This window comes from Streptomyces sp. NPDC052101, from assembly GCF_040680235.1.
GTDB lineage: Bacteria > Actinomycetota > Actinomycetes > Streptomycetales > Streptomycetaceae > Streptomyces.
Genome location: NZ_JBFAWH010000015.1, coordinates 205989 through 225832, shown reverse-complemented (window position 1 = coordinate 225832; position 19844 = coordinate 205989). Strand labels below are relative to the sequence as shown.

The 19844-nt window shown below is 71.9% G+C and carries 19 protein-coding genes and 1 pseudogene; 13 read left to right on the top strand and 7 right to left on the bottom strand.

Annotation, left to right across the window (positions count from 1 at the left end; translation table 11 throughout):
* Window positions 1–15: 15 nt before the first annotated feature.
* Window positions 16–2154, bottom strand: coding sequence for a prolyl oligopeptidase family serine peptidase (locus tag AB0L75_RS26530; RefSeq protein ID WP_365185332.1), 2139 nt, complete (start codon window positions 2152–2154; stop codon window positions 16–18).
* Between the two features lie 164 nt (window positions 2155–2318).
* Between AB0L75_RS26530 and AB0L75_RS26525 the strand changes: the two genes are divergently transcribed.
* Complete coding sequence (locus tag AB0L75_RS26525; RefSeq protein ID WP_365185329.1) at window positions 2319–2513, top strand: hypothetical protein; 195 nt, start codon at window positions 2319–2321, stop codon at window positions 2511–2513.
* Between the two features lie 215 nt (window positions 2514–2728).
* Here the strand turns inward: AB0L75_RS26525 and AB0L75_RS26520 are convergent, their stop codons facing one another.
* Both AB0L75_RS26520 and AB0L75_RS26515 read right to left on the bottom strand, forming a co-directional pair.
* Window positions 2729–2974, bottom strand: coding sequence for a DUF397 domain-containing protein (locus tag AB0L75_RS26520; protein WP_365185326.1), 246 nt, complete (start codon window positions 2972–2974; stop codon window positions 2729–2731).
* Window positions 2971–3831 (bottom strand): helix-turn-helix transcriptional regulator, encoded by an 861-nt coding sequence (locus AB0L75_RS26515; protein WP_365185323.1) that lies wholly within the window; start codon window positions 3829–3831, stop codon window positions 2971–2973. The genes AB0L75_RS26520 and AB0L75_RS26515 overlap by 4 nt, the downstream gene beginning before the upstream one ends.
* Before the next feature lie 106 nt (window positions 3832–3937).
* Here AB0L75_RS26515 and AB0L75_RS26510 point away from each other — a divergent pair, with 106 nt between their 5' ends.
* The 10 genes from AB0L75_RS26510 (at window position 3938) to AB0L75_RS26465 (ending at window position 13758) form a co-directional block, all read left to right on the top strand.
* Window positions 3938–4417, top strand: coding sequence for an ATP-binding protein (locus tag AB0L75_RS26510; protein WP_365185321.1), 480 nt, complete (start codon window positions 3938–3940; stop codon window positions 4415–4417).
* A 218-nt stretch (window positions 4418–4635) separates the two neighbouring features.
* The gene (locus AB0L75_RS26505; RefSeq protein ID WP_365185318.1) at window positions 4636–5532 is read left to right on the top strand and encodes a helix-turn-helix domain-containing protein; all 897 of its coding nucleotides are present in this window, start codon (window positions 4636–4638) and stop codon (window positions 5530–5532) included.
* A 52-nt stretch (window positions 5533–5584) separates the two neighbouring features.
* The gene (locus AB0L75_RS26500; RefSeq protein ID WP_365185315.1) at window positions 5585–6193 is read left to right on the top strand and encodes a Uma2 family endonuclease; all 609 of its coding nucleotides are present in this window, start codon (window positions 5585–5587) and stop codon (window positions 6191–6193) included.
* A 9-nt stretch (window positions 6194–6202) separates the two neighbouring features.
* Window positions 6203–7075: an N-acetyl-1-D-myo-inositol-2-amino-2-deoxy-alpha-D-glucopyranoside deacetylase gene (gene mshB, locus AB0L75_RS26495; RefSeq protein WP_365185312.1), complete on the top strand. Its 873-nt coding sequence runs from the start codon at window positions 6203–6205 to the stop codon at window positions 7073–7075.
* Window positions 7072–7488 (top strand): DUF6113 family protein, encoded by a 417-nt coding sequence (locus tag AB0L75_RS26490; protein ID WP_365185309.1) that lies wholly within the window; start codon window positions 7072–7074, stop codon window positions 7486–7488. The genes mshB and AB0L75_RS26490 overlap by 4 nt, the downstream gene beginning before the upstream one ends.
* 159 nt (window positions 7489–7647) lie before the next feature.
* On the top strand, window positions 7648–10143 hold the full coding sequence (locus AB0L75_RS26485; protein WP_365185307.1) for a hypothetical protein: 2496 nt from the start codon (window positions 7648–7650) through the stop codon (window positions 10141–10143).
* A 147-nt stretch (window positions 10144–10290) separates the two neighbouring features.
* Window positions 10291–11220 carry an ABC transporter ATP-binding protein gene (locus AB0L75_RS26480; RefSeq protein WP_365185305.1) on the top strand — a complete coding sequence of 310 codons (930 nt, stop codon included), beginning with the start codon at window positions 10291–10293 and terminating at the stop codon, window positions 11218–11220.
* Window positions 11217–11957, top strand: coding sequence for an ABC transporter permease (locus AB0L75_RS26475; RefSeq protein ID WP_365185302.1), 741 nt, complete (start codon window positions 11217–11219; stop codon window positions 11955–11957). Before AB0L75_RS26480 ends, AB0L75_RS26475 begins: the two co-directional genes overlap by 4 nt.
* A gap of 5 nt (window positions 11958–11962) precedes the next feature.
* Window positions 11963–13147: a histidine kinase gene (locus tag AB0L75_RS26470; RefSeq protein ID WP_365185398.1), complete on the top strand. Its 1185-nt coding sequence runs from the start codon at window positions 11963–11965 to the stop codon at window positions 13145–13147.
* Window positions 13144–13758 carry a response regulator transcription factor gene (locus tag AB0L75_RS26465; RefSeq protein WP_365185299.1) on the top strand — a complete coding sequence of 205 codons (615 nt, stop codon included), beginning with the start codon at window positions 13144–13146 and terminating at the stop codon, window positions 13756–13758. The genes AB0L75_RS26470 and AB0L75_RS26465 overlap by 4 nt, the downstream gene beginning before the upstream one ends.
* 4 nt (window positions 13759–13762) lie before the next feature.
* On the opposite strand, the gene AB0L75_RS26460 is transcribed toward AB0L75_RS26465, so the two are convergent.
* Together AB0L75_RS26460 and AB0L75_RS26455 are read right to left on the bottom strand one after the other, a co-directional pair.
* The gene (locus tag AB0L75_RS26460; protein ID WP_365185296.1) at window positions 13763–14629 is read right to left on the bottom strand and encodes a transglutaminase-like domain-containing protein; all 867 of its coding nucleotides are present in this window, start codon (window positions 14627–14629) and stop codon (window positions 13763–13765) included.
* Between the two features lie 688 nt (window positions 14630–15317).
* Window positions 15318–16361: pseudogene (locus tag AB0L75_RS26455) on the bottom strand (GNAT family N-acetyltransferase); the annotation flags it as partial.
* Window positions 16362–16501: 140 nt separating this feature from the next.
* On the opposite strand from AB0L75_RS26455, the gene fdxA reads away from it, so the two are divergent.
* Window positions 16502–16822, top strand: a complete 321-nt coding sequence (gene fdxA / locus AB0L75_RS26450) for a ferredoxin (protein WP_023546973.1) — start codon at window positions 16502–16504, stop codon at window positions 16820–16822.
* 129 nt (window positions 16823–16951) lie between these two features.
* A complete protein-coding gene (locus tag AB0L75_RS26445) occupies window positions 16952–18043 on the top strand; it encodes a bifunctional succinyldiaminopimelate transaminase/glutamate-prephenate aminotransferase (protein WP_365185293.1) in 1092 nt (363 codons plus the stop codon).
* 114 nt (window positions 18044–18157) lie between these two features.
* Here AB0L75_RS26445 and AB0L75_RS26440 read toward each other — a convergent pair whose 3' ends face one another.
* Both AB0L75_RS26440 and AB0L75_RS26435 read right to left on the bottom strand, forming a co-directional pair.
* Window positions 18158–18562, bottom strand: a complete 405-nt coding sequence (locus AB0L75_RS26440; RefSeq protein ID WP_365185291.1) for an ATP-binding protein — start codon at window positions 18560–18562, stop codon at window positions 18158–18160.
* A gap of 288 nt (window positions 18563–18850) precedes the next feature.
* Window positions 18851–19843, bottom strand: coding sequence for a heavy metal transporter (locus AB0L75_RS26435; protein ID WP_365185288.1), 993 nt, complete (start codon window positions 19841–19843; stop codon window positions 18851–18853).
* Between the last annotated feature and the right edge of the window lies 1 nt (window position 19844).

Below are 19844 nucleotides of genomic sequence, written 5' to 3'. Positions count from 1 at the left end.
TAACGCAGTTGACGGTCACTTGTCCCGGTGTGGCAGGGAACGCCGAAGAAAGTCCAGCTGCAGCCGCAGCAGGTTCTCCGCGACGGTCTCCTGCGGGGTCATGTGCGTCACCCCGGACAGCGGCAGCACCTCGTGCGGGCGGCCCGCGGCGAGCAGGGCGGAGGACAGCCGCAGCGAGTGGGCGACGACGACGTTGTCGTCCGCCAGCCCGTGGATGACCAGCATCGGGCGGTGCGGCTCCGCCGGGTCGACCAGGCCCGCGTCGTCGATCACCGAGTTGCGGCGGTAGACCTCCGGCTGCTCGTCCGGGAGGCCGAGGTAGCGCTCCTGGTAGTGGGTGTCGTACAGCCGCAGATCGGTGACCGGGGCGCCGACGACCGCCGCGTGGAAGACGTCCGGGCGGCGCAGTACCGCCAGCGCCGCCAGATAGCCGCCGAACGACCAGCCGCGGACGGCCACCCGGCCGAGGTCCAGCGGGAACTCCTCGGCGAGCGCGTGCAGCGCGTCCACCTGGTCCTGGAGCGCGATGGCCGCCACGTCGTCCCGGATCGACTTCTCCCAGGCCGGCGAGCGCCCCGGGGTGCCCCGTCCGTCGGCCACGATCACCGCGAAGCCCTGGTCGGCGAACCACTGCGAGGTGAGGTGGGGGTTGTGCGCGGCAAGCACCCGCTGGCCGTGCGGACCGCCGTAGGGGTCCATGAGGACGGGCAGGGGCCTGTCACCGGGGTAGTCCCGTGGCATAAGCACGGCGCACGGAATTCGGCGCGCGCCCCCTTCGACCAGGGTCACCCGTGGGGACAAACCGGGGTCTTCGGCGTACGAGCGGACAGTCGCCGAAGGTTTTCCGTCACGCAGCACCTGGACCCGGGTGCCCGGCCGGTCCGGTGTCGCGGACACCAGCAGGGTGACCCCTCCGGCACGGACCGCCGTGTGCACGCCCGGTTCCTGCGACACGCGCTCCACGCCCAGCTCGTTCACCCGGTACACATGAATTTCGCCGATCTCGGGCTGCTGCGCCTCCGCGCCCGCCGAGGCGGAAACCAGCACGTCCTCCGCACCCACGTCCAGCACCGCCCGGATGTGCAATTGACCGCTGGTCAAGGGGCGTTCGCCGACCGCCAGCACCCGGGAGCCCCCCTCGTCCACGATGCGGACAAGCTGTCCGGAGGGGCTCCAGCAGGGCACTCCAGCGAACAATTCAAGCCAACTTGGATCTTCGTCGGCGTGCACCATCCGGGTGGCCCCCGTGTCCGGGTCCACCGCCAGGAACAGCTGGCTGCGCTGGTCCCGCGCCTGCACGAGCACCAGCGGCGCACCCGCCGCTGACCAGTGCACATGGGCCAGATAGGGATAGCGGGACCGGTCCCACGCCACCTCCGTGCGCTCCCCGTCGAGGCCGACCACGAACAGCCGTACGTCCGCGTTCGGTGTGCCCGCCGCCGGGTAGGCGATGTCGATCGGCTCACGCTCAGGGTGGGCCGGATCCGCGATCCACCACCGCCGCACCGGCGTGTCGTCCACGCGCGCCACGAGCAGCCGGCGCCCGTCCGGCGCCCACCAGAACCCCCGCGAACGCCCCATCTCCTCGGCCGCGACGAACTCCGCGAGCCCGTAGGTGACCCGCCCCGGTCCGTCCGCGGACCCCGGCCCGGCGAGCACCCGGTCGTCCTCGCCCTCGGCGCCCACCACGCGCAGCGCGCCGCGCGCCACGTAGGCGACATGCCGGCCGTCGGGGGAGGGGCGCGGGTCGATCACCGGTCCAGGGACCCGGAGTTCACGCGTCGTGCCGGCCCGCAGCTCGGCTGTGAAAAGCCGCCCTGACAAGGCGAAAGCCGCCAACTCCAGGGCCGTGTCGGTGGCATAGCCGACGATGCCGGCACCGCCCTCCCGGCTGCGCTCCCGGCGCGCCCGCTCCTCGGTCGAAAGCTCTTCGGAGGCGCCGTCGAGAAGGGTGCCCGGATCGGCGGCCAGGCGTTCTTCGCCCTCCGGAAGATCCATGATCCAGAGGGAGTTGGCCCGGTCGGTGCCGGAGGCGGACCGCAGGAACGCGACACGCGAACCGTCCGGCGCCACGGTGAACGCACGCGGCGCGCCGAGCGTGAATCGCTGGGTCCGTGCGTGCCGTCGGGGGAAGGAGTCAGACTCGGTCGTCATACCTCGACCATATTGGCCATGCGCCCCCTTGTGCGGCCGTGCGCCGCGCGATGCGCGAGCACGGATAGTTATGATCACTACCGCTGTGTGGGTATGAACCTGCTGGCGTCTGCATGGATTTGCTCAACTGATCTTGATCTGGCGATCTTTGGAGGTGAGCCGCCGTGGCACTCTCGATTTCGGCGGTGGTGCTGCTGGCGATCATCGTCTACTTGCTGATCAAGAAGTCGGGGCTGAAGGGCGGCCATGCGGTTGTCTGCATCCTGCTCGGCTTCTATCTCGCCTCCTCGACCATCGCCCCCACGATCAGCCAGCTGACGACGAACGTCGCCAGCATGATCGGCAGCATCAAGTTCTGACACCGCCGTGACGAGGGCGGACGCACCGTGGCCGTGACGGTCGTGCAGGCCGACTACACCACGCACCCCGAGTTCCGCAGGCGTTTCGCGCGTCTGCCTGTACGCCGCCGTCCCGCTGGCCGTGCTCGCCCGCCGACGTCACCCCGGAACACGCCGGTGCGGCGTCAGCGGCTGCCAGTACGGCCGCACAGCTGGGCGAGGCACTCCCCTGCTGATCAGTTCCCGGCCGCGTAGGGAAGGAAGCGGGCCCACGATTCCGGCGTGAGGGCGAGTTGGGGGCCGGTGGTGGTGTGCTTGGAGTCGCGGATGTGGATGGTGCGGGGGGCTATCGCGATCTCGACGCAGGAGTCGCCGTCGGGGCCACTGCTGTAGCTGCTCTTGAACCAGTCCAGGGCCACTTCGACGCAGGAGTCGACATCGGGACCGTCGCTGTAGCTGCTCTTGAACCACGCCAGCTTCATTTCTCTCCCAGCAGTTGCTCGATGAAGGCCAGCGACTCCCGCGGGGAGAGAGCCTGTGCCCGGATGGTGCTGTATCGCAGCTCAAGGATGCGGAGCTGCTTCGGATCGGAAGTCGGGCGGCCGTTGAACGCTCCGTCGGAGCGGCCTACCGCCGTCCCGTCCGTGAACTTCAGCACCTCGATTTTGCCTGCCAACCCGGGGTGCTCCCCGGAGTCCGTCGGCATCACCTGAAGGGTGACATTGCGCAACCCTGCCACTTCCCGCAGGTGTTCGAGCTGCTGGCGCCACACCATTGTGCCCCCAACCCTTCGGCGCAGTGCCACCTCTTCCTGGACGAAGCTGAGCACCGGCGCAGGATCACGCTCGAAGATCGATTTACGGCCCATGCGTGCGGCAACTCCGCGTTGTAGCTCGGCTTCCGAGTAGGCGAACTGGGACACCTCGAACAAGGCCCGCGCATGCTCCGGCGTCTGCAACAGGCCATGGATGCTGAGCCCGACGTACACCCCCATCTCCACGGCCTTGGCTTCCAGACCGGCCAGTTCCCGCACCTTCTTCGGATACCGGACCTTCTCCACGTCCTCCTTCATCGCGGAGATCAGCCCACCCGCCCGCAACACCTTGTCGGCCTTGTCCAGATACTCCGGCCGGGGAATCCGCTTCCCGGCCTCGATCTTGTAGACCAGGTCCTCGCCGTAGCCGATGGCCTTGGCGAAGTCGGCGGCCTTCATTCCCACCGCCTCGCGCCGCAGCTTCAGTTGGCGCCCGACCGTGGCGATGACCGCGATGCCCCACTCATCATCCGGATCCACCTCCCAACCCGGCTCGTCCGCCTCGCCCTTGAGTTCGTCCGTCATCACCCCTCCTGACAAGCCCCGACACACAGAACAACCACCGGACAGTCACCGTACGCAACGGCTCAGTCACTCACCACGGTAAGCAGCACCGGCCACTCTGAGTGACGTGAATCAGAAAATCGCCGAGACCGAGCCCCCGCCCCGGCCCCAACTCGACGGCGGCATCCCAAACTTCACCGTTCTACTGTCGTCCACCCCGCGCGGCGCCCGTCTGGCCCGGCTGCTCGCGTCGGACCAGTTCCGGAGCTGGGGCCTGCCGGCGGATCCCGCGACGCTGATCGTGGCCGAGCTGGCGGCCAACGCCGCGGCCCACGGCCGCCTGCCCGGCCGCAGCTTCCGTCTCACGCTGTACGTGGTCGGCCGCACCCTGCGCATCGAAGCCACGGACACGCGCGGTGACCGGCTGCCCAAGCTCCAAGTGCCGGACACACATGCCGAGTCCGGCCGTGGGCTGCTGCTGGTCGAGGCGTTGGCGGATCGATGGGACGTCGTCGAGGGCCGCTTCCCATGCAAGACCGTCTGGGTCGAACTACGCCTTCCGTCACCGGAACCCGGTCCTGCGGGCTCCGGTGACGCCAGCGACTAAAGGCAACAAAGCACCGGGGAAAAGGCCCCCCAAACCCCACCCCTCCCGCCCGTGCCCCACGCTCACTCGGCCGGGTGAATATGCCCCCGTCAGCTGGATTTCGAAGCCCCAGCCGCCCATACGCTCAGCGCGACACAACCGCAGACATGCGACGGCCCCCGCCGGGACGGCAATCCCAGTGCGAGGGCCTGACCACCGAGGAAGAGAAGAGCTTCCCGATGGGTAACCAGAACCCTAGCGTGCCCCCGCACGCCCAGCCCGGCCTTGTGGGCAACAAGCACCCGAACCGGGGCCCTCAAGCCGCACACACCGGCGGGCTCGTCCACGACAACACCCGCCACACCACCCGCTTCACGGTGATCGGCAACCACCTCACCCAGCACCCGGACCTCTCCCTCCTCGCGATCGGCCTGGCCTGCCACATCCAGTCGCTGCCGAAGAGTGCCCGCGTCGACATCAAGACCCTCGCCGCCCGCTTCCCCGAGGGAGCCGTCCGTATCGCCGCCGCCTTACGAGAGCTGGAGGCCCACGGCTACCTGCGCCGCGAACGCGAACGCATCCCCGGCGGCCGTATCGTCACCCGGACGATCTCCTGCAACCAGCCAACGGCCGGGCGCCACCCCGACAGGTCCGACTGCCCCGCCCGACCGGTACGGCGACCGGCGGAGGTCCCGGCCAGGCGCCCGCCCCGTACGGCCCGCAAACCCCTCCCCGCCGTACCCCGGCCGTCCTGCACCGCCCCCGCCCTCCTCCAGGCGGCCACCGACCTCCTCGCGGACCTGCGCCGCCACGACCCGAGCCTCCTCCTCTCGGCCGCCGACACGGTGCACCTGGCCCCCGGCGTCGCCGCCTGGCTGGAGCGCGACGTCAGCCCCACCGCCGTACGGCACGCCCTGACCGCCGACATGCCACCCGAGGGTCCACGACGCCCCGCCGCCCTGCTGGCCCGCCGCCTCGCGGCTCAGCTGCCGCCCCCGCCGCCGTTCCGCGCACCGGCCGCCCTGCCGCCCGTACGGCACCCGCTCCAGACCTGCGACGGCTGCGACCGTGCCTTCCGCGCACCCGAACCCGGCCGCTGCCGCGACTGCCGAACCGATCTCCTGGAGGCCGCCTAGCATGAAAGCGACGATCCTTGCCCCTGGGCACAGACGACGAGGAGCGAGCGCCATGACCATCGCACCGGACAACGCGCGGCAGGGTGCTTCCCACATCTACCGGGCCATGCGGGACCTCGTTCAGTCCATGGACGACACCATTCCCGGCAAATTTGAGATCACGAAGAAGGGGATCGTCCACGACATGATGGCGCCGATTGGTCCGCACGAGCTGACCACCCTGCACGTCCGGAAGCGCCTTGAAAAGGTGATGCCTGACGAGATCGTGGCCCACACGGGTGAACCCGACGTGGAGGACGAATCGGAAAGCATCATGCGCCGCCCGGACGTGATGGTGATCACCTGGGAGGACATGGAGGTCCCTGGTTCCTTCGACCCCCGCACACTCATCGCCGCCATCGAAATCGTCTCCCGCTCCAACCCGGACAACGACTGGGTCGGCAAGGTCCGCGACTATCCCCTCATGGGCATCCCCGTCTACGCGATCTTCGACCCCCGCACCGGCACCGGCGCCGTCCTCTCCGACATCCACCCCACCCCCGACGGCCCCCGTTACGCCACCCGCAAGGACTTCGTCTACGGCGAGGACGTGACCATCGCCGACTGGACCATCCCGACGGACGGTCTGCCGCGCTACAAGGACGAGACGAGTGCCTCGTAGGGTGGTCCCATGACGGAACTGCCCGCCCGTCGTCTGCTGCTGGTGCACGCGCACCCGGACGACGAGTCGATCAACAACGGCGCGACGATGGCCAGGTACGCGGCCGAGGGTGCGCACGTGACCCTGGTCACCTGCACGCTCGGGGAGCGGGGCGAGGTCATCCCGCCCGGGCTGCGGCATCTGACGGGTGCCGCGCTGGGCCTGCACCGGCGCGGCGAGCTGGCCGAGGCCGTGCGCGCGCTCGGGGTGACCGACGCGCGGCTGCTCGGCGGGGCGGGGCGGTACGGGGACTCCGGGATGATGGGCTTTCCGGACAACGACGACCCCGGGTGCTTCTGGCAGGCGGACGTGGACCAGGCCGCCGGGCAGCTGGCCGAGGTGATCCTGGACGTTCGCCCCCAGGTCCTCGTCACCTACGACGACCAGGGGGGCTACGGCCACCCGGACCACATCCAGGCCCACCGCGTCGCCATGCGCGCCGTGGACGTCGCCGCCGAGCGCGGGCACCGGATCGACAAGGTGTACTGGAACCGCGTCCCGCGCTCCGTCGTCGACGCCGCCTTCGACCGCCTCCAGGACGAGCTGCCCGCGCTTCCGTTCGACAAGGGCGCGTCCGTGGGCGACGTGCCCGGCGTGGTGAGCGACGAGCGGGTCACCACCGCCGTCGACGGCACCGTGCACGCCGCCGCCAAGGCCGCCGCGATGCGCGCCCACGCCACGCAGATCGCGGTGGCCGAACCGTACTTCGCGCTCTCCAACGACCTGGCCCAGCCGCTGTTCACCACCGAGTACTACGAGTTGGTGCGCGGCACGGCCGAGCCGGGGGAGAGCGACCTGTTCGCCGGACTCGACCTGGACACCGACACCGAGGAGACGCCATGAGCAACGCGGGACAGGGCCCGCTGCTCGCCCAGCCGCTGCAACGCCCCTCGGCCGGGCGGGCCGCCGCATATGTCGGACTCTTCCTGCTCGGTGCCGTCGTCGGACTGGCCGGGACTCTGGTCCAGGCCGCCTGGTTCCCCGGCGGGCTGCTGCTGGCCCTCGCGGGCGCGGCCGGGACGTTCCTCGGCGGGGCGTACGCCACCGGCGGCCGGGGCGGGGCGGTCGCACCGGTGGTCGGCTGGATCGTCACCGTCATCCTGCTCACCGCCCCGCGCCCCGAGGGCGACTTCCTGTTCAGTGCCGGAGGCGGTTCCTATCTCTTCCTGCTCGGCGGCATGGCCCTCGCTGTGATCTGCGCCACCATCGGGGCCGGGCGGCAACCTCGCGGCGGCCCCGCCCGACTTGGCAAGTGACGTACCACTTCGCCGTGCGGCGCACGTGCGAGTCCGGTGTGGGTTTCCTCGGCGGTCCTGGGATACGCGCCAGAAGTGGCCAGTATGGTGGTGCGCGCCGCCGAGCCGCCCGAGCAGTCAGGTCGTCTCGGGCGGCGGAGCCAACTGGGAGAACCTGCCTTGAGTCGTGAAACTGACACTCCGTCCTCCGGGCCCAACGGGCACGGCGGAGCCGCATACCCCTCCGGCACGCCGCCGTACGGGACCCCCATGGCTTCCGACGGCGGTACGGATGCGGGCCGTTCGGCCGGCCGTCCGGAGGAGAAGAAGACCGAGACCACGCTGACGACCCGGATCCGGATCAACATCCCCGGATCCCGGCCCATCCCGCCGGTCGTCGTGCGCAAGCCCGTCGGAGACTCCGAGAGCACCGGGGGCGAGGCGCCCGCCGGCGAGCCGCGGCCCGCGGCCGACCGGACGCCCGCCGCCGCCGAGCCCGCCGCGGAGCCCGCGGCCCAGGCCGAGGAGAAGACCAGCGACTGGTTCGCGCCCCGCAAGTCCTCCGCCGGAAAGGGCGGTCCGGGCGGTGGCGGTACGAACGGGGCCGGAATGCCCGGCGGTTCGAGCGGTCCGGGTGGGCCGAGCGGTTCGGGTGGTTCGAGCGGTTCGAGTGGTCTGGGCAGTTCGGGTGGTTCGGGTGGTTCTGCCCCCGCCTCCGGTGCGCCGAGCACCCGTACGGGTGGTTCGGGGGCATCCGGTGCCACCGGTGGTACCGGTGCACGCCCCGGCGGCGGCCGTCCCGGCGGTGTGGTCGGCTCCATGAGCGTCCCGGGCGCCTCCCGCTCCGGCACCACGACCGGCACCACGAACGGCAAGGGCCTGCCCGGCGCCACCGGCGGCCCCGTCGCCCCCGGACACGGCGGCGGCACGGGTTCCTTCGACGTGACCGAGGCGCTGGCCGCGGGCCCGCTGGGCGGCGGTTCCCGTCCTGGCGCGTCCGGCGGCGAACCGAGCCGCGACGACCTGCCGTACTTCTCGGACAACGCCGGCCAGGAAGGCTTCGGCGGCGCCGCTGCCCCCGGAGCGAACGGCCGGAGCTTCACCGGGTCCGGCACGGGCGTCCCGGGCGTCCCGGGCGACCACGACGGTCTCGGCGGTCTCGGCGGCCCCGGTGGTCCGAGCGGCTTCAACGGCGCGCACGGTCCGGGCGGTTCCGGCGGCCCGCAGGGCCCGGCCGGCCCCACCAGCGGTCCGGTCACCGGCGACGGCCCCCTCGTCCCCTCGGCCGGCGACCCCTTCGACTTCGACGGCCTGCCCGGCCCGGGCGGCTACGACGGCCCCGGCGGCCGGGGCGCCCACGGCACTCAGGGACCCCACAGCGCCCTTTCGGACCTCGCCGACCTCGAAGGCCCCGGCGGCCCCGGCCGTTCCGGTGGCCCGGGCGGTTCCGGTGCGGGCCTCGGCAGCGGTCCCGCCGGGCTTGGTGCGGGCGGCGGGCTCAGTGACGACACCGCGATCCTCACCCCGCAGAAGCCGGCCCCCGAACCGGGCACGCCCGGCTACCGCCGGGCCGACAACGTCTCCGGACACACCGTCACCAGCGGCATCCCGGTCGTCCCCGGCGCCGGCACCTCCCCGTTCGGCGGCGCCTCCGCCGACGGACCGGCCGCGCAGAGCCCGGCCAGGCCGGAGCCGGCCGCCGCGCCCAAGGCGCAGGCCAAGCCGAAGAAGAAGGGCCGCAGCAAGCTGGTGCTGCTGGGCGTCGGAGTGGTCGTCGTCGCGGGCGGTGCCTACGGCGCCGGACTGCTGATGAACCACACCGACGTCCCCAAGGGCACCACCGTCCTCGGCGTGGACATCGGCGGCGGCACCCGTGACGACGCCGTCAAGAAGCTCGACGACGCCTTCGGCAGCCGGGTGAACAAGCCGCTGAAGCTCTCCGTGGGCGGCAGGACGGTCACCCTCACCCCGGCGAACGCCGGTCTCCAGTTCGACTTCCAGGCCACCGTGAGCAAGGCCGCGACCAACGACTACAACCCGGTCCACGTCATCGGCTCCCTCTTCGGGCAGAAGCGCGTGATCGAGCCGGAGATGCCGGTCGACGAGGAGAAGCTGCAGGCAGCCCTCCAGCAGGCCGGCGGCGGCTCCGGCTCCGTCGTCGAGGGCGGCATCGACTTCAAGGCCGGCCAGGCCGTCGCCGTCTACGGCAAGGCGGGCAAGGCGATCGACGCGGGCCAGTCGACCGACGCGGTCGAACAGGCCTACCGCCAGCTGGTGGAGACGGACACGGCGACCCCGGTCACCGTCCCGACGGCCACCAAGCAGCCGACGGTGTCGAACGCCGAGGTCGACCGCGAGATGAAGCAGTTCGCGCAGCCCGCGATGTCGGGCAAGGTGACCGTGTCGGCGGGCGCGGGGCACGTGGTGCTGATGAGCCCGGAGAAATCGCTCTGGAAGTTCCTCAAGGTGGTGCCGACGCCGGACGGCAAGCTGGTCGACAAGCCTGACCTGAACGCCCTGAAGCAGCTCTACGGCGGCACCTTCGACGGCGTACTGATCACCCGGGCCAACGGCAAGAAGACGCCGGTCACCCCGGAGGAGGTCTACCTCACTCTCCGCCAGGCCCTGATCAGCAGGACCAACCGGGTCGCGGTCATCAACACGAACCCGAGCTAGCCCGGCCGCAGCAGGGAAAGGGGCGTCCGCCGTTCGGCGGGCGCCCCTTCGCCATGGCTGTCACCCGATCCGTATGACATCTGTCATCCGGCACTCAGGACCCCCGACACTGCCCCGCGCCCGGTCCGCGCCGCGAGCATGGTCAGCATGACAACGACTGCGGCACCGGCCACCACCACCCCGGTGGTCGGCTTCGACCAGGTGACCAAGACCTACGGCAGCGTACGGGCCGTCGACGGGATCTCGGTCCAGCTGTACCCCGGCGAGACCGTCGCCCTCCTCGGCCCGAACGGGGCCGGCAAGTCCACCACCCTCGACCTGCTCCTCGGCCTGAAGAACGCCGACGGCGGCACCGTGAGCCTCTTCGGCGGCACCCCGCGCGAGGCGATCGCCGCCGGGCGGGTCGGGGCCATGCTGCAGAGCGGCGGTCTGATGGACGAGGTCACCGTCGAGGAGCTGGTGAAGCTGGGCTGCTCGCTGCACCCGAGGCCGTACAAGGCCGCCGACGTGATGGCCCGCGCGGGCATCGCGCAGATCGCCGACCGCAAGGTCAACAAGCTCTCCGGCGGCCAGGCCCAGCGCGTCCGCTTCGCCCTCGCCACCGCCGGCGACAGCGACCTGATCATCCTGGACGAGCCGACCACCGGCATGGACGTCTCCGCCCGCCAGGCCTTCTGGGCCACCATGCGCGAGCAGGCCGACCAGGGCCGTACCGTCCTGTTCGCGACCCACTACCTCGAAGAGGCCGACGCCATCGCCGACCGGGTCCTGGTGCTGCACCGCGGCCGGCTCCTCGCCGACGGCACCGCCACCGAGATCAAGGCCAAGGCGGGCGCCCGCCGGGTCGCCTTCGACCTGGAGGGCGGCATCGACGAGGCCGCCCTGCGCGCCCTGCCGTTCCTCACCTCGATCGACATATCGGGCCAGACCGTCCGCATCCAGTCGACCGACGCCGACGCCACCGTCCACGCCCTGTACGGGCTCGGTGTCTACCCCCGCAACCTCGAAGTCGCCGGCCTCGGTCTGGAGCAGGCCTTCGTCGCCATCACGGAGGCCGAGGAGGCCAAGCAGTCATGACCGCCCTGATCAAGCTCGAACTGGCCCGCGCCCTGCGCAACAAGAAGTTCCTGTTCTTCTCCGTGCTCTACCCCACGGCCCTCTTCCTGATCTTCTCCAGCAGCTCCGGCTCGAACGAGAAGGTCGAGGGCACCGGCCTGACCGTCGCCACCTATCTGATGGTCTCCATGGCCTCCTTCGGCGCCCTGACCGCCGTCCTCATGGGCAACAGCGAGCGCATCGCCAAGGAGCGCGAGAACGGCTGGGTACGGCAGCTGCGGCTGACGACGCTGCCCGGGCGCGGCTACGTCATCGCCAAGACCGCCAGCGCCGCCGTGGTGAGCCTGCCGTCGATCATCGTGCTGTTCATCGCCGCCGCCGCGATCAAGCACGTCCACCTGGACGCCTGGCAGTGGCTCGCCCTCACCGGGGTCATCTGGGCCGGCAGCCTCGTCTTCGCCGCGCTCGGCGTCGCCCTCGGCTACCTGGCGAGCGGTGACGCGGTCCGCCCCCTCACGATGATCATCTACTTCGGCCTGTCCATCCTCGGCGGCCTGTGGATGCCGACCACCACCTTCCCGAAGATCCTCCAGGACATCGCGAAGTGGCTGCCCACGCACGCGTACGCTGCCCTGGGGCGGGCGATCGAGCAGAGCCAGGCCCCGCACGCGACGGACATCGCCATCCTCGCCGCCTACTTCGTCCTCTTCGCGGGCGGTGCTGCCTGGCTGTACCGGAAGGACACGCTGAAGGCGTGAGCACGATGACGGAAGACCGGACAGCGGCGAGCCCGAAGCACGTGCCCGTGGGCTGGCCGCCCCGCAACCGGCGCGAGCTGGCGGTCAAGACACTGTGGATCGGCGTCTGGCTGGTCTTCCTCAGCTCGCCGGTCGGCGATCTGGTCGACGGAGGACACAGCACCGGCGCCACCGTGGCCGGCTCGCTCGGCCTCGCGGCCTTCGTCGGGGTCTATCTCACGCTGGTCTTCCGCAACATCGGCCGGCCGTTCTCCCCGCGCGTCGTCTACAGCCTGGGCGCGATCCTGGGCGTCCTCGCCCCCGTACTGGCGTACACCCTCGGCAGCGCCTGGCTGGGCCTGTTCATCTACCTGTCGGTCGCCTGCGGGGCCACCCTGCCGCTGAAGGCCGCCTACTGGGCCATCCCGGCCTCGGGCGCCCTGATGTACCTCACCGGGCTGCACTCGAACGAGAAGGAAGCGCGGGGCCTGCTCCTGCTGACCCTTCTCATCGGGTTCGCGATGACCGGTGTCGGCCAGCTGGTGCGCACGACCGTCGAACTGCGCAAGGCCCGGGCCACCGTCGCCCAGCTCGCCGCCAACGAGGAGCGGCTGCGGCTCGCCCGCGACCTGCACGATCTGCTCGGGCACTCGCTCTCCCTGATCACGCTGAAGAGCGAGCTGGCCGGCCGGATGCTGCCCGACCACCCCGACAAGGCGGCCCAGCAGGTCGCCGACATCGAGCAGGTCAGCCGGCAGGCCCTGGTCGACGTCCGGGAGGCCGTCACCGGCTACCGGCGCCCCCGGCTCGCCGCCGAACTCGCCGGCACCCAGGTCGCCCTGGCCGCCGCCGGCGTCACCGCCGAGGTGCCCGCCGAGCCCGACCTCACGGGCGTCCCCGAGGAGTCCGAGGCCGCGCTCGCCTGGGCGCTGCGCGAGGCCGTCACCAACGTGGTCCGGCACAGCGGCGCCGACAGGTGCCTGATCCAGCTCGCGCACCGGCAGACCCTGGACGGTGCGATGCTCGAACTCACCGTCGAGGACAACGGATCCGGCGGCAGCGGCAGCGGGCCCGGCAACGGCCTGACCGGTCTCATGGAGCGGCTGGAGAAGGCCGGCGGCACCCTGGAGGCGGGCCGGATCAAGCACGGGTTCCGGCTGGTCGCCCGCGCACCCGCGGCTCTGCCGGGGGACGTAGGATCCGGGGCATGACGAGCACGATCAAGGTCCTTCTCGCCGAGGACCAGTCGATGGTCCGCGAGGCCCTGGCCGCGCTGCTCGGCCTGGAGGACGACATCGAGGTCGTCGCCCAGGTCGCGCGTGGGGACCAGGTGCTGGCGGCCGTCGGCACGCACGGCGTGGACGTGGCGCTGCTCGACATCGAGATGCCCGGCTGCACCGGCATCGAGGCCGCCGCCCGGGTGCACCGGGAGTTTCCGCAGGTCAAGTTGGTCGTGCTGACCACCTTCGGGCGCCCCGGCTATCTGCGCAGCGCCATGGAGGCGGGCGCCGACGCCTTCCTCGTCAAGGACGCCCCGGCCGCCCAGCTCGCCGAGGCGGTCCGCAAGGTGCTGTCCGGCGAGCGGGTCATCGACCCCACGCTCGCCGCGGCGGCCCTCGCCGAGGGCGCCAACCCCCTCACCGAACGCGAACGCGAGGTCCTGCGCGCCGCCGCGGACGGCTCCACCAACGCCGAGCTGGCCAAGGCCCTGCACCTGTCCCAGGGCACGGTCCGCAACTACCTCTCCACGGCCATCCAGAAACTGGCGGTACGCAACCGCGCGGAGGCGGTGCGGATCGCGCGGGAGAAGGGATGGCTCTGACAGCTCAGTTGAGCATGGCCCGCGCGGTGTGGGCCTGTTGCCGTACCTTCCTGGCGGCCGGCTCGTCGACGACCTCGATCAGGTCGGCGTAGGCGTCCAGCTCCTCGGCGCCCGACACGAACTCGCCCCGCTGCACCAGGAGCTGACCGCGCTCATAGCGCAGCCGCGCCGGATGCGCGGGCACCAGCAGCGCCAGCTCCACGGCCCACAGCCCCACGTCCGACCGCTCCGGCCGGGCCGAGGCCCACGCACGGATGTTGTTCAGGATCCGCTGGACGACCTCCAGCGGCGCCGCGGGCTGCAGCATCGAGGGGTCCAGCGGCGCCCCCGTGGCCCCCGCCACGAGCATCTCCGTGTCGGACCCGGTCAGCACCCGCCCCCCGTCGAACGGATCGGCCAGCACCTGCTCCTCGGGCGTGCCGAACCCCACGACGAAGTGCCCCGGCAGCGCGACCCCGTACACCGGCGCCCCCGCCCGCCGCGCGACCTCCAGCCACACCACCGACAGCAGGATCGGCAGCCCGCGCCGCCGCCGCAGCACCTCGTGCAGCAGGGAGGACTCCAGCCGCTGGTAGTCGCCCGGGGTGCCGTGGAACGCGTAGCGCTCCCCGAGCAGCCGCCGTACAGCCTCCGCCCACGCCCGCGGCCCGCCCGGCCGGTACGGCAGCTCGCCCGCGAGCCGGTCCAGCTCCAGCTGCGCGGCATCGATCCCGGCCTCGTCCAGCGAGTCGTCCGCCGCGGCGCCGATCAGCAGGCACAGCGCCGCCACATCCGGCCGCTCGGACCGCGCCTCCTCGGCAAACCTCCGCCGCACCTCACCCGCCCGCTCCGGCGGCGGCGGATACGGCGGCGGCAGATACGGGGTACGCATGCGAGGCTCATGCCCTTCCACAACGCTCCTACGACCGAGCCACACGGACCGAACCGGACGGGACCTGGTCCCGGCGGTCGGAGTCTGCGGTGGTGTGGTCCCGGCGGTGGGAGTTTCCGGTGACGTGGTTCCGGCGGTCGGAGTCCCTAGTGGTCTGATCCCGGTACCCCGAGTCTCCGGCTGCCAGGTCCCGGCGGTCGGAATTACCGGTCGCCCGGCCCCGGCCGCCGACCGCTTGTGCCGTCCGGCTCTGGCGGTGGGAGTCTTCGGTGGCGTGGTCCCGGTGTTCGGAGTTGTCGGCCGGTTGGTTTCGGGCGCTGGAGTTTCTGGTGTCCTGGTCCCGGGCACCGGCCGCTTCTGCCGCCTGGCCCCGGCCGCCGACCGCTTGTGCCGTCCAGCCCCGGCTGTGGGAGACCTCGGCGGTCTGGCCCAGGCCCTCGGGGTTGCCGGTCGCCTGGCCCTGGCCCTCGGCGTCATGGGCCGCCCGGACGCGGCCCTCGGTGTCACGGGTCGCCTGGTCCTGGCCCTCGGTGTCACGGGTCGCCCGGTCCCGACCCTCGGGGTCACCGGTCGCCCGGACCCGGCCGTCAGCTTCTTCCGTCGGACCGCTCCGGGCTGCGGGCCCGGCCCCCTCCCCGTCCTGATCGGCGGACTCCGTCGAGGTCGGGGGCTGGGGTCGGTCCTGTTGTGGGGCTCGGTAATGGTGGTACGCGTGGTGCGGGGTGAAGCCCAGGGCGGCGTACAGCGCGCGGGCGCTCTCGTTGTCCGTCTCGACCTGCAGCCAGGCCGCCGACGCGCCCTCGTCCAGCGCCCGGCGGGCCAGCGCGGCCATCACCTCCGTTGCGAGGCCCTCCCGGCGCCGGCCGGGATCCACCTCGACCGCGGCGAACCCGGCCCACCGCCCGTCCACGACGCACCGCCCGATCGCCGCCGGAGGCTCCCCCTCCTCCCCGGGCACGGACGCGAACCACACCGACGGGCCACCGCCGAGCACCCGCAGGGCCACCTCGCTCACCCCCTTGCGCTGGTACCGGGCGAGCCAGGCCTCGTCCGCCCGCCGGGACAGCGCCACATCCGCTCCCTCGGCCCGGTCCGCGACCGGCGCCAGGGCACCGGTCCACACCTCGGCGGTCACCTCCCGCACCCAGCCGCGCCGCTCCAGCTCCGCGCACAGCAGTTCCTGCGTGCCCTCGGCTCCGGTGGCCGTCTGGACGTAGGCGGGCAGGCCACGCTCGCCGTACCAGCGTCGTACGGCGGCCAGGGCCGCGTCGAGCGGAAGACCGGGATCGCCGAGCGGCAGCACGCTGTTGGCCCGCCGGGTGAAGCCCACCCGTCGCCCGACCACCACCCCGGCCGGGCCCCCATCGCGTGGCCCCTTCTCGACGGCGGCCCGCAGCTCCCACTCACCGAGCCGCTCGGTCTCCAGTGGCGGCCAGCCGCGCGAGGAGACGCGCGCCAGCTCCGGATAGGTGGCGGCGGGCCCCCTGCGGCGTGCCGGAGCGGCCGGCACCACCTTGCCGGCGACCAGGGCAGACTCGGCGATCCGGACACTTCGTCCATCCCGCCGTGTGATCATGAGCACGCCATCATCCCATGATGTGAGAACACCGACCGTGTCAGTGAACTTCTCCTGCGTGCCTCCAGGTTCGCTCAAGCGCCGTACAGAGACGCGTTTTCCCACGTCAGCAGGGGTAACGCGGACTTCCGCATGTCCTGTCGCCGAGATTTCCACTGGTCAGTTCACCCCTCCTGTTCGGATCATGCTCCGGAACGGAGATACTAGGGGCGGGCATCGACGACGCCGCGCTCCCGCGCGCCAGGCGGCGGAGCCTACGGAGGCCCGCCAGCGCCCTATCGAGGAGGAACGACAGCGTGACCTACGTCATCGCGCAGCCTTGTGTCGACGTCAAGGACAAGGCGTGCATCGAGGAGTGCCCGGTCGACTGCATTTACGAGGGCTCCCGGTCCTTGTACATCCACCCGGACGAATGCGTCGACTGTGGTGCCTGTGAGCCGGTCTGCCCGGTCGAGGCGATCTTCTACGAGGACGACGTCCCGGAGGAGTGGAAGGACTACTACAAGGCGAACGTCGAGTTCTTCGACGAGCTGGGTTCTCCCGGCGGTGCCAGCAAGCTGGGGCTGATCGAGCGCGACCACCCCTTCGTCGCCGCGCTGCCGCCGCAGGGCGAGTGACCCTCTAAGCGCGCCAAGCGGCCGCCCGCGAACCGCCGCCGCCTCGGTCCCGTACGGCCCGATCACCCCGATCACCGCCGCACGGGACCGAGGCGTTTGCCGCATCGTACGAAAGTGAGCCTGATTCCCGTGTCCGCAGTCTCCGACCGGCTCCCCACCTTCCCCTGGGACAAGCTGGAACCGTACAAGAAGACGGCCGCCGCACACCCCGACGGAATCGTCGACCTGTCCGTGGGCACCCCGGTCGACCCGGTGCCCGAACTGGTCCAGAAGGCCCTGATCGACGCTGCCGACTCCCCGGGCTACCCGACCGTCTGGGGCACCCCGGCACTGCGCGACGCGATCACCGGCTGGCTGGAGCGCCGCCTGGGCGCCCGCGGGATCACCCACCGCCATGTCCTGCCGGTCGTCGGCTCCAAGGAACTGGTGGCCTGGCTGCCGACCCAGCTGGGCCTCGGCCCGGGCGACAGGGTCGCCTACCCGCGCCTCGCCTACCCCACCTACGAGGCCGGCGCCCGCCTCGCCCGCGCCGACCACGAGGTCTACGACGACCCGCGCGACCTCGACCCCGCCGGCCTGAAGCTCCTCTGGCTGAACTCCCCGTCCAACCCGACGGGCAAGGTCATCTCCCAGCGGGACCTGACCGACATCGTCGCCTGGGCCCGCGCCCACGACGTCCTGCTCTTCTCCGACGAGTGCTACCTGGAACTGGGCTGGGAGGCCGACCCGGTCTCGGTCCTGCACCCGGACGTCAACGGCGGCTCCTACGACGGCATCGTCGCCGTCCACTCCCTCTCCAAGCGCTCCAACCTGGCGGGCTACCGCGCGGCCTTCATCGCCGGCGACCCGGCCGTCCTCGGCCCGCTGCTGGAGATCCGCAAGCACGGCGGCATGATGACCTCGGCGCCCACCCAGGCGGCCGCCGCGGCGGCCCTGGGCGACGACAGCCACGTCCACGAGCAGCGCGAGCGCTACGCCGCCCGCCGCGAGGCCCTGCGGGCCGCCCTGCTGGGCCACGGCTTCCGCATCGAACACAGCGAGGCGAGCCTCTATCTGTGGGCCACCCGCGACGAGTCCTGCTGGGCCACGGTCGCCCACCTGGCCGACCTCGGCATCCTGGTCGCGCCGGGCGACTTCTACGGCGAGGCGGGCGAGAAGTTCGTCCGCGTGGCCCTGACGGCGACGGACGAACGGATCCGGGCAGCGGTCGGCCGTCTGTAACCGCTCCTGCCGACAACCGCCCCTGCGACCACACGGCAACGGGGCCCAGGGAACTCCCTGGACCCCGTCGGCGGTGTCCGTGGTCAAAGCCGGACGCCGGTCAGAGCCGGGCGCTCAGCCGAGCGGCAGCGCCCCGCCCTCGACCGGCAGCTGCGGCAGCCCGCTCTTCGCGGTGTCCCCGACGACGCTTCCCGCCGCACCGGCCGCCGCCCCCGCGGCCTTCTCCGCCACCGGCGTGGTCTTCTTCAGGGTGTTGCTGCCGGTCCTGGCCGCGCCCGGCACGGTCTTCCCGACCGCCGTGCCGCCCGTTGCGGTCGCGACGGAGGCGGCGTGCTGCGCGGCATCGCCGACGGTGCCACCGACGTTCGCCGTGTCCGGGGCGGTCAGACCACCCAGGTTCGGGGCCGCCGCCGGCTGGGTGGCCGCACCGGCGGAGCCGGCCGCACCGACCCCGGCTGCCGCTCCCGCTGCGACGAGCAGCGCGGCACGGGCGATCCGGCGGGTCAGAGGGAGGGACATGATGCTCCATTCGACGGGAGAGAACGGTGTCTGTGATCCGGGCCCGGTTCCGGGCTCGGACGCCGTGACTACCGCTCGAAGCCCGCGAAGGTTGCGGACGCCCCAGGTAAAGAATGGATAACGCATCGCATTATCAGGTGTGGATAAAAACGGGCAAAAAGCGTCCGCCGAAAATCCCGCAGAATCCTTACAGCCCTTGATTTCCAGGGGATCCCGGAAACGGCGCGCTTCCCGCCCGGCCGGTGCGCCCCGTCGGCGCCGCACCACCCGTCGGAGTGATCTCCCGTACTACTGTCCGGTGACGATACGAACGGCTCCGGCCGGCGTCTCCGCGCCACCGGCCCCGTCCGAGGCGGTCGTCCGCCACTGGCCGCCGCCGCTCCCGGCCGCCCACTCCCGGCCCTCGTACGACACCCGCTGGATGTGCAGCGCCGAGGAATTGGCCACGGCCCACTGCGCCAGCTGCCAGCCCCGCTCCCGCTCGCCGCGCCCGAACGCATCGACCCTCGTGCCCTGCGGCACCGGCACGGTCACGGTCCGCCCCTGCGCGGTCGCGGTCACGCTCGGCGAGGGAGACGGCGAGGGCACGGGCGTACCGCCCACCTGCGCACCCGTCTCCCGCAGCGCGTCCCGCCCGAAGTCCCGTACCAGCGCCGCCCGTACCGCGTCCGGACCGGTCGCCGAGGCGGTTTGCTCCTGGCGCCCGTCGCAGGTCAGCATGGCCGCCGAACGCCCGGTCAGGGCCGCCGCGAGCAGCGTGGCGTCCGGCTCGTGCTTGGCGTACGCCTCCGGGTAGCCGCTGCGCTGGACCTCCTGGGCCGCCTCGGTCAGCGGCAGATCGGCGTAGTTCGGCACCCTGGCCAGGTGGGCGTAGAAGATTCCCGCCGCGTAGTCCGGGTCCAGGATCTGCTGCTCGGTGCCCCAGCCCTGCGAGGGCCGCTGCTGGAACAGGCCCAGGGAATCCCGGTCGCCGTGCTCGATGTTGCGCAGCCCCGACTCCTGGATGGCCGTGGCCAGCGCGATCGTCACGGCCCGCTCGGGCATCCCGCGCCCGGTGCCGACGGCCGCGATCGTCGCCGCGTTCACCGCCTGCTCCGGCGTGAACTCGTACGACGTGCCGTCGCCCGAGGCCGACGTCACCTTGCAGCCGCGCGCTCCGCCGCCTCCGGTGACGTACTGCACCACGAGGTACGCGGCGACACCGCAGAGGACCAACAGGGCCGCACTGAAACGAAAGAGGCGGCCGCGTCGTTTGGGACGGGTGGGGGACGGCTCTGGCACT

What these genes read in the sequence shown, in the direction of transcription:
- mshB (WP_365185312.1), top strand. Translation starts at nt 6,203, where the DNA reads ATGACGGAACTGCCCGCCCGTCGTCTGCTGCTGGTGCACGCGCACCCG.
- AB0L75_RS26500 (WP_365185315.1), top strand. Translation starts at nt 5,585, where the DNA reads ATGACCATCGCACCGGACAACGCGCGGCAGGGTGCTTCCCACATCTAC.
- AB0L75_RS26465 (WP_365185299.1), top strand. Translation starts at nt 13,144, where the DNA reads ATGACGAGCACGATCAAGGTCCTTCTCGCCGAGGACCAGTCGATGGTC.
- AB0L75_RS26505 (WP_365185318.1), top strand. Translation starts at nt 4,636, where the DNA reads ATGGGTAACCAGAACCCTAGCGTGCCCCCGCACGCCCAGCCCGGCCTT.
- AB0L75_RS26515 (WP_365185323.1), bottom strand. Translation starts at nt 3,831, where the DNA reads ATGACGGACGAACTCAAGGGCGAGGCGGACGAGCCGGGTTGGGAGGTG.
- AB0L75_RS26490 (WP_365185309.1), top strand. Translation starts at nt 7,072, where the DNA reads ATGAGCAACGCGGGACAGGGCCCGCTGCTCGCCCAGCCGCTGCAACGC.
- AB0L75_RS26440 (WP_365185291.1), bottom strand. Translation starts at nt 18,562, where the DNA reads ATGTCCCTCCCTCTGACCCGCCGGATCGCCCGTGCCGCGCTGCTCGTC.
- AB0L75_RS26475 (WP_365185302.1), top strand. Translation starts at nt 11,217, where the DNA reads ATGACCGCCCTGATCAAGCTCGAACTGGCCCGCGCCCTGCGCAACAAG.
- AB0L75_RS26520 (WP_365185326.1), bottom strand. Translation starts at nt 2,974, where the DNA reads ATGAAGCTGGCGTGGTTCAAGAGCAGCTACAGCGACGGTCCCGATGTC.
- AB0L75_RS26460 (WP_365185296.1), bottom strand. Translation starts at nt 14,629, where the DNA reads ATGCGTACCCCGTATCTGCCGCCGCCGTATCCGCCGCCGCCGGAGCGG.
- AB0L75_RS26480 (WP_365185305.1), top strand. Translation starts at nt 10,291, where the DNA reads ATGACAACGACTGCGGCACCGGCCACCACCACCCCGGTGGTCGGCTTC.
- AB0L75_RS26470 (WP_365185398.1), top strand. Translation starts at nt 11,963, where the DNA reads ATGACGGAAGACCGGACAGCGGCGAGCCCGAAGCACGTGCCCGTGGGC.
- AB0L75_RS26530 (WP_365185332.1), bottom strand. Translation starts at nt 2,154, where the DNA reads ATGACGACCGAGTCTGACTCCTTCCCCCGACGGCACGCACGGACCCAG.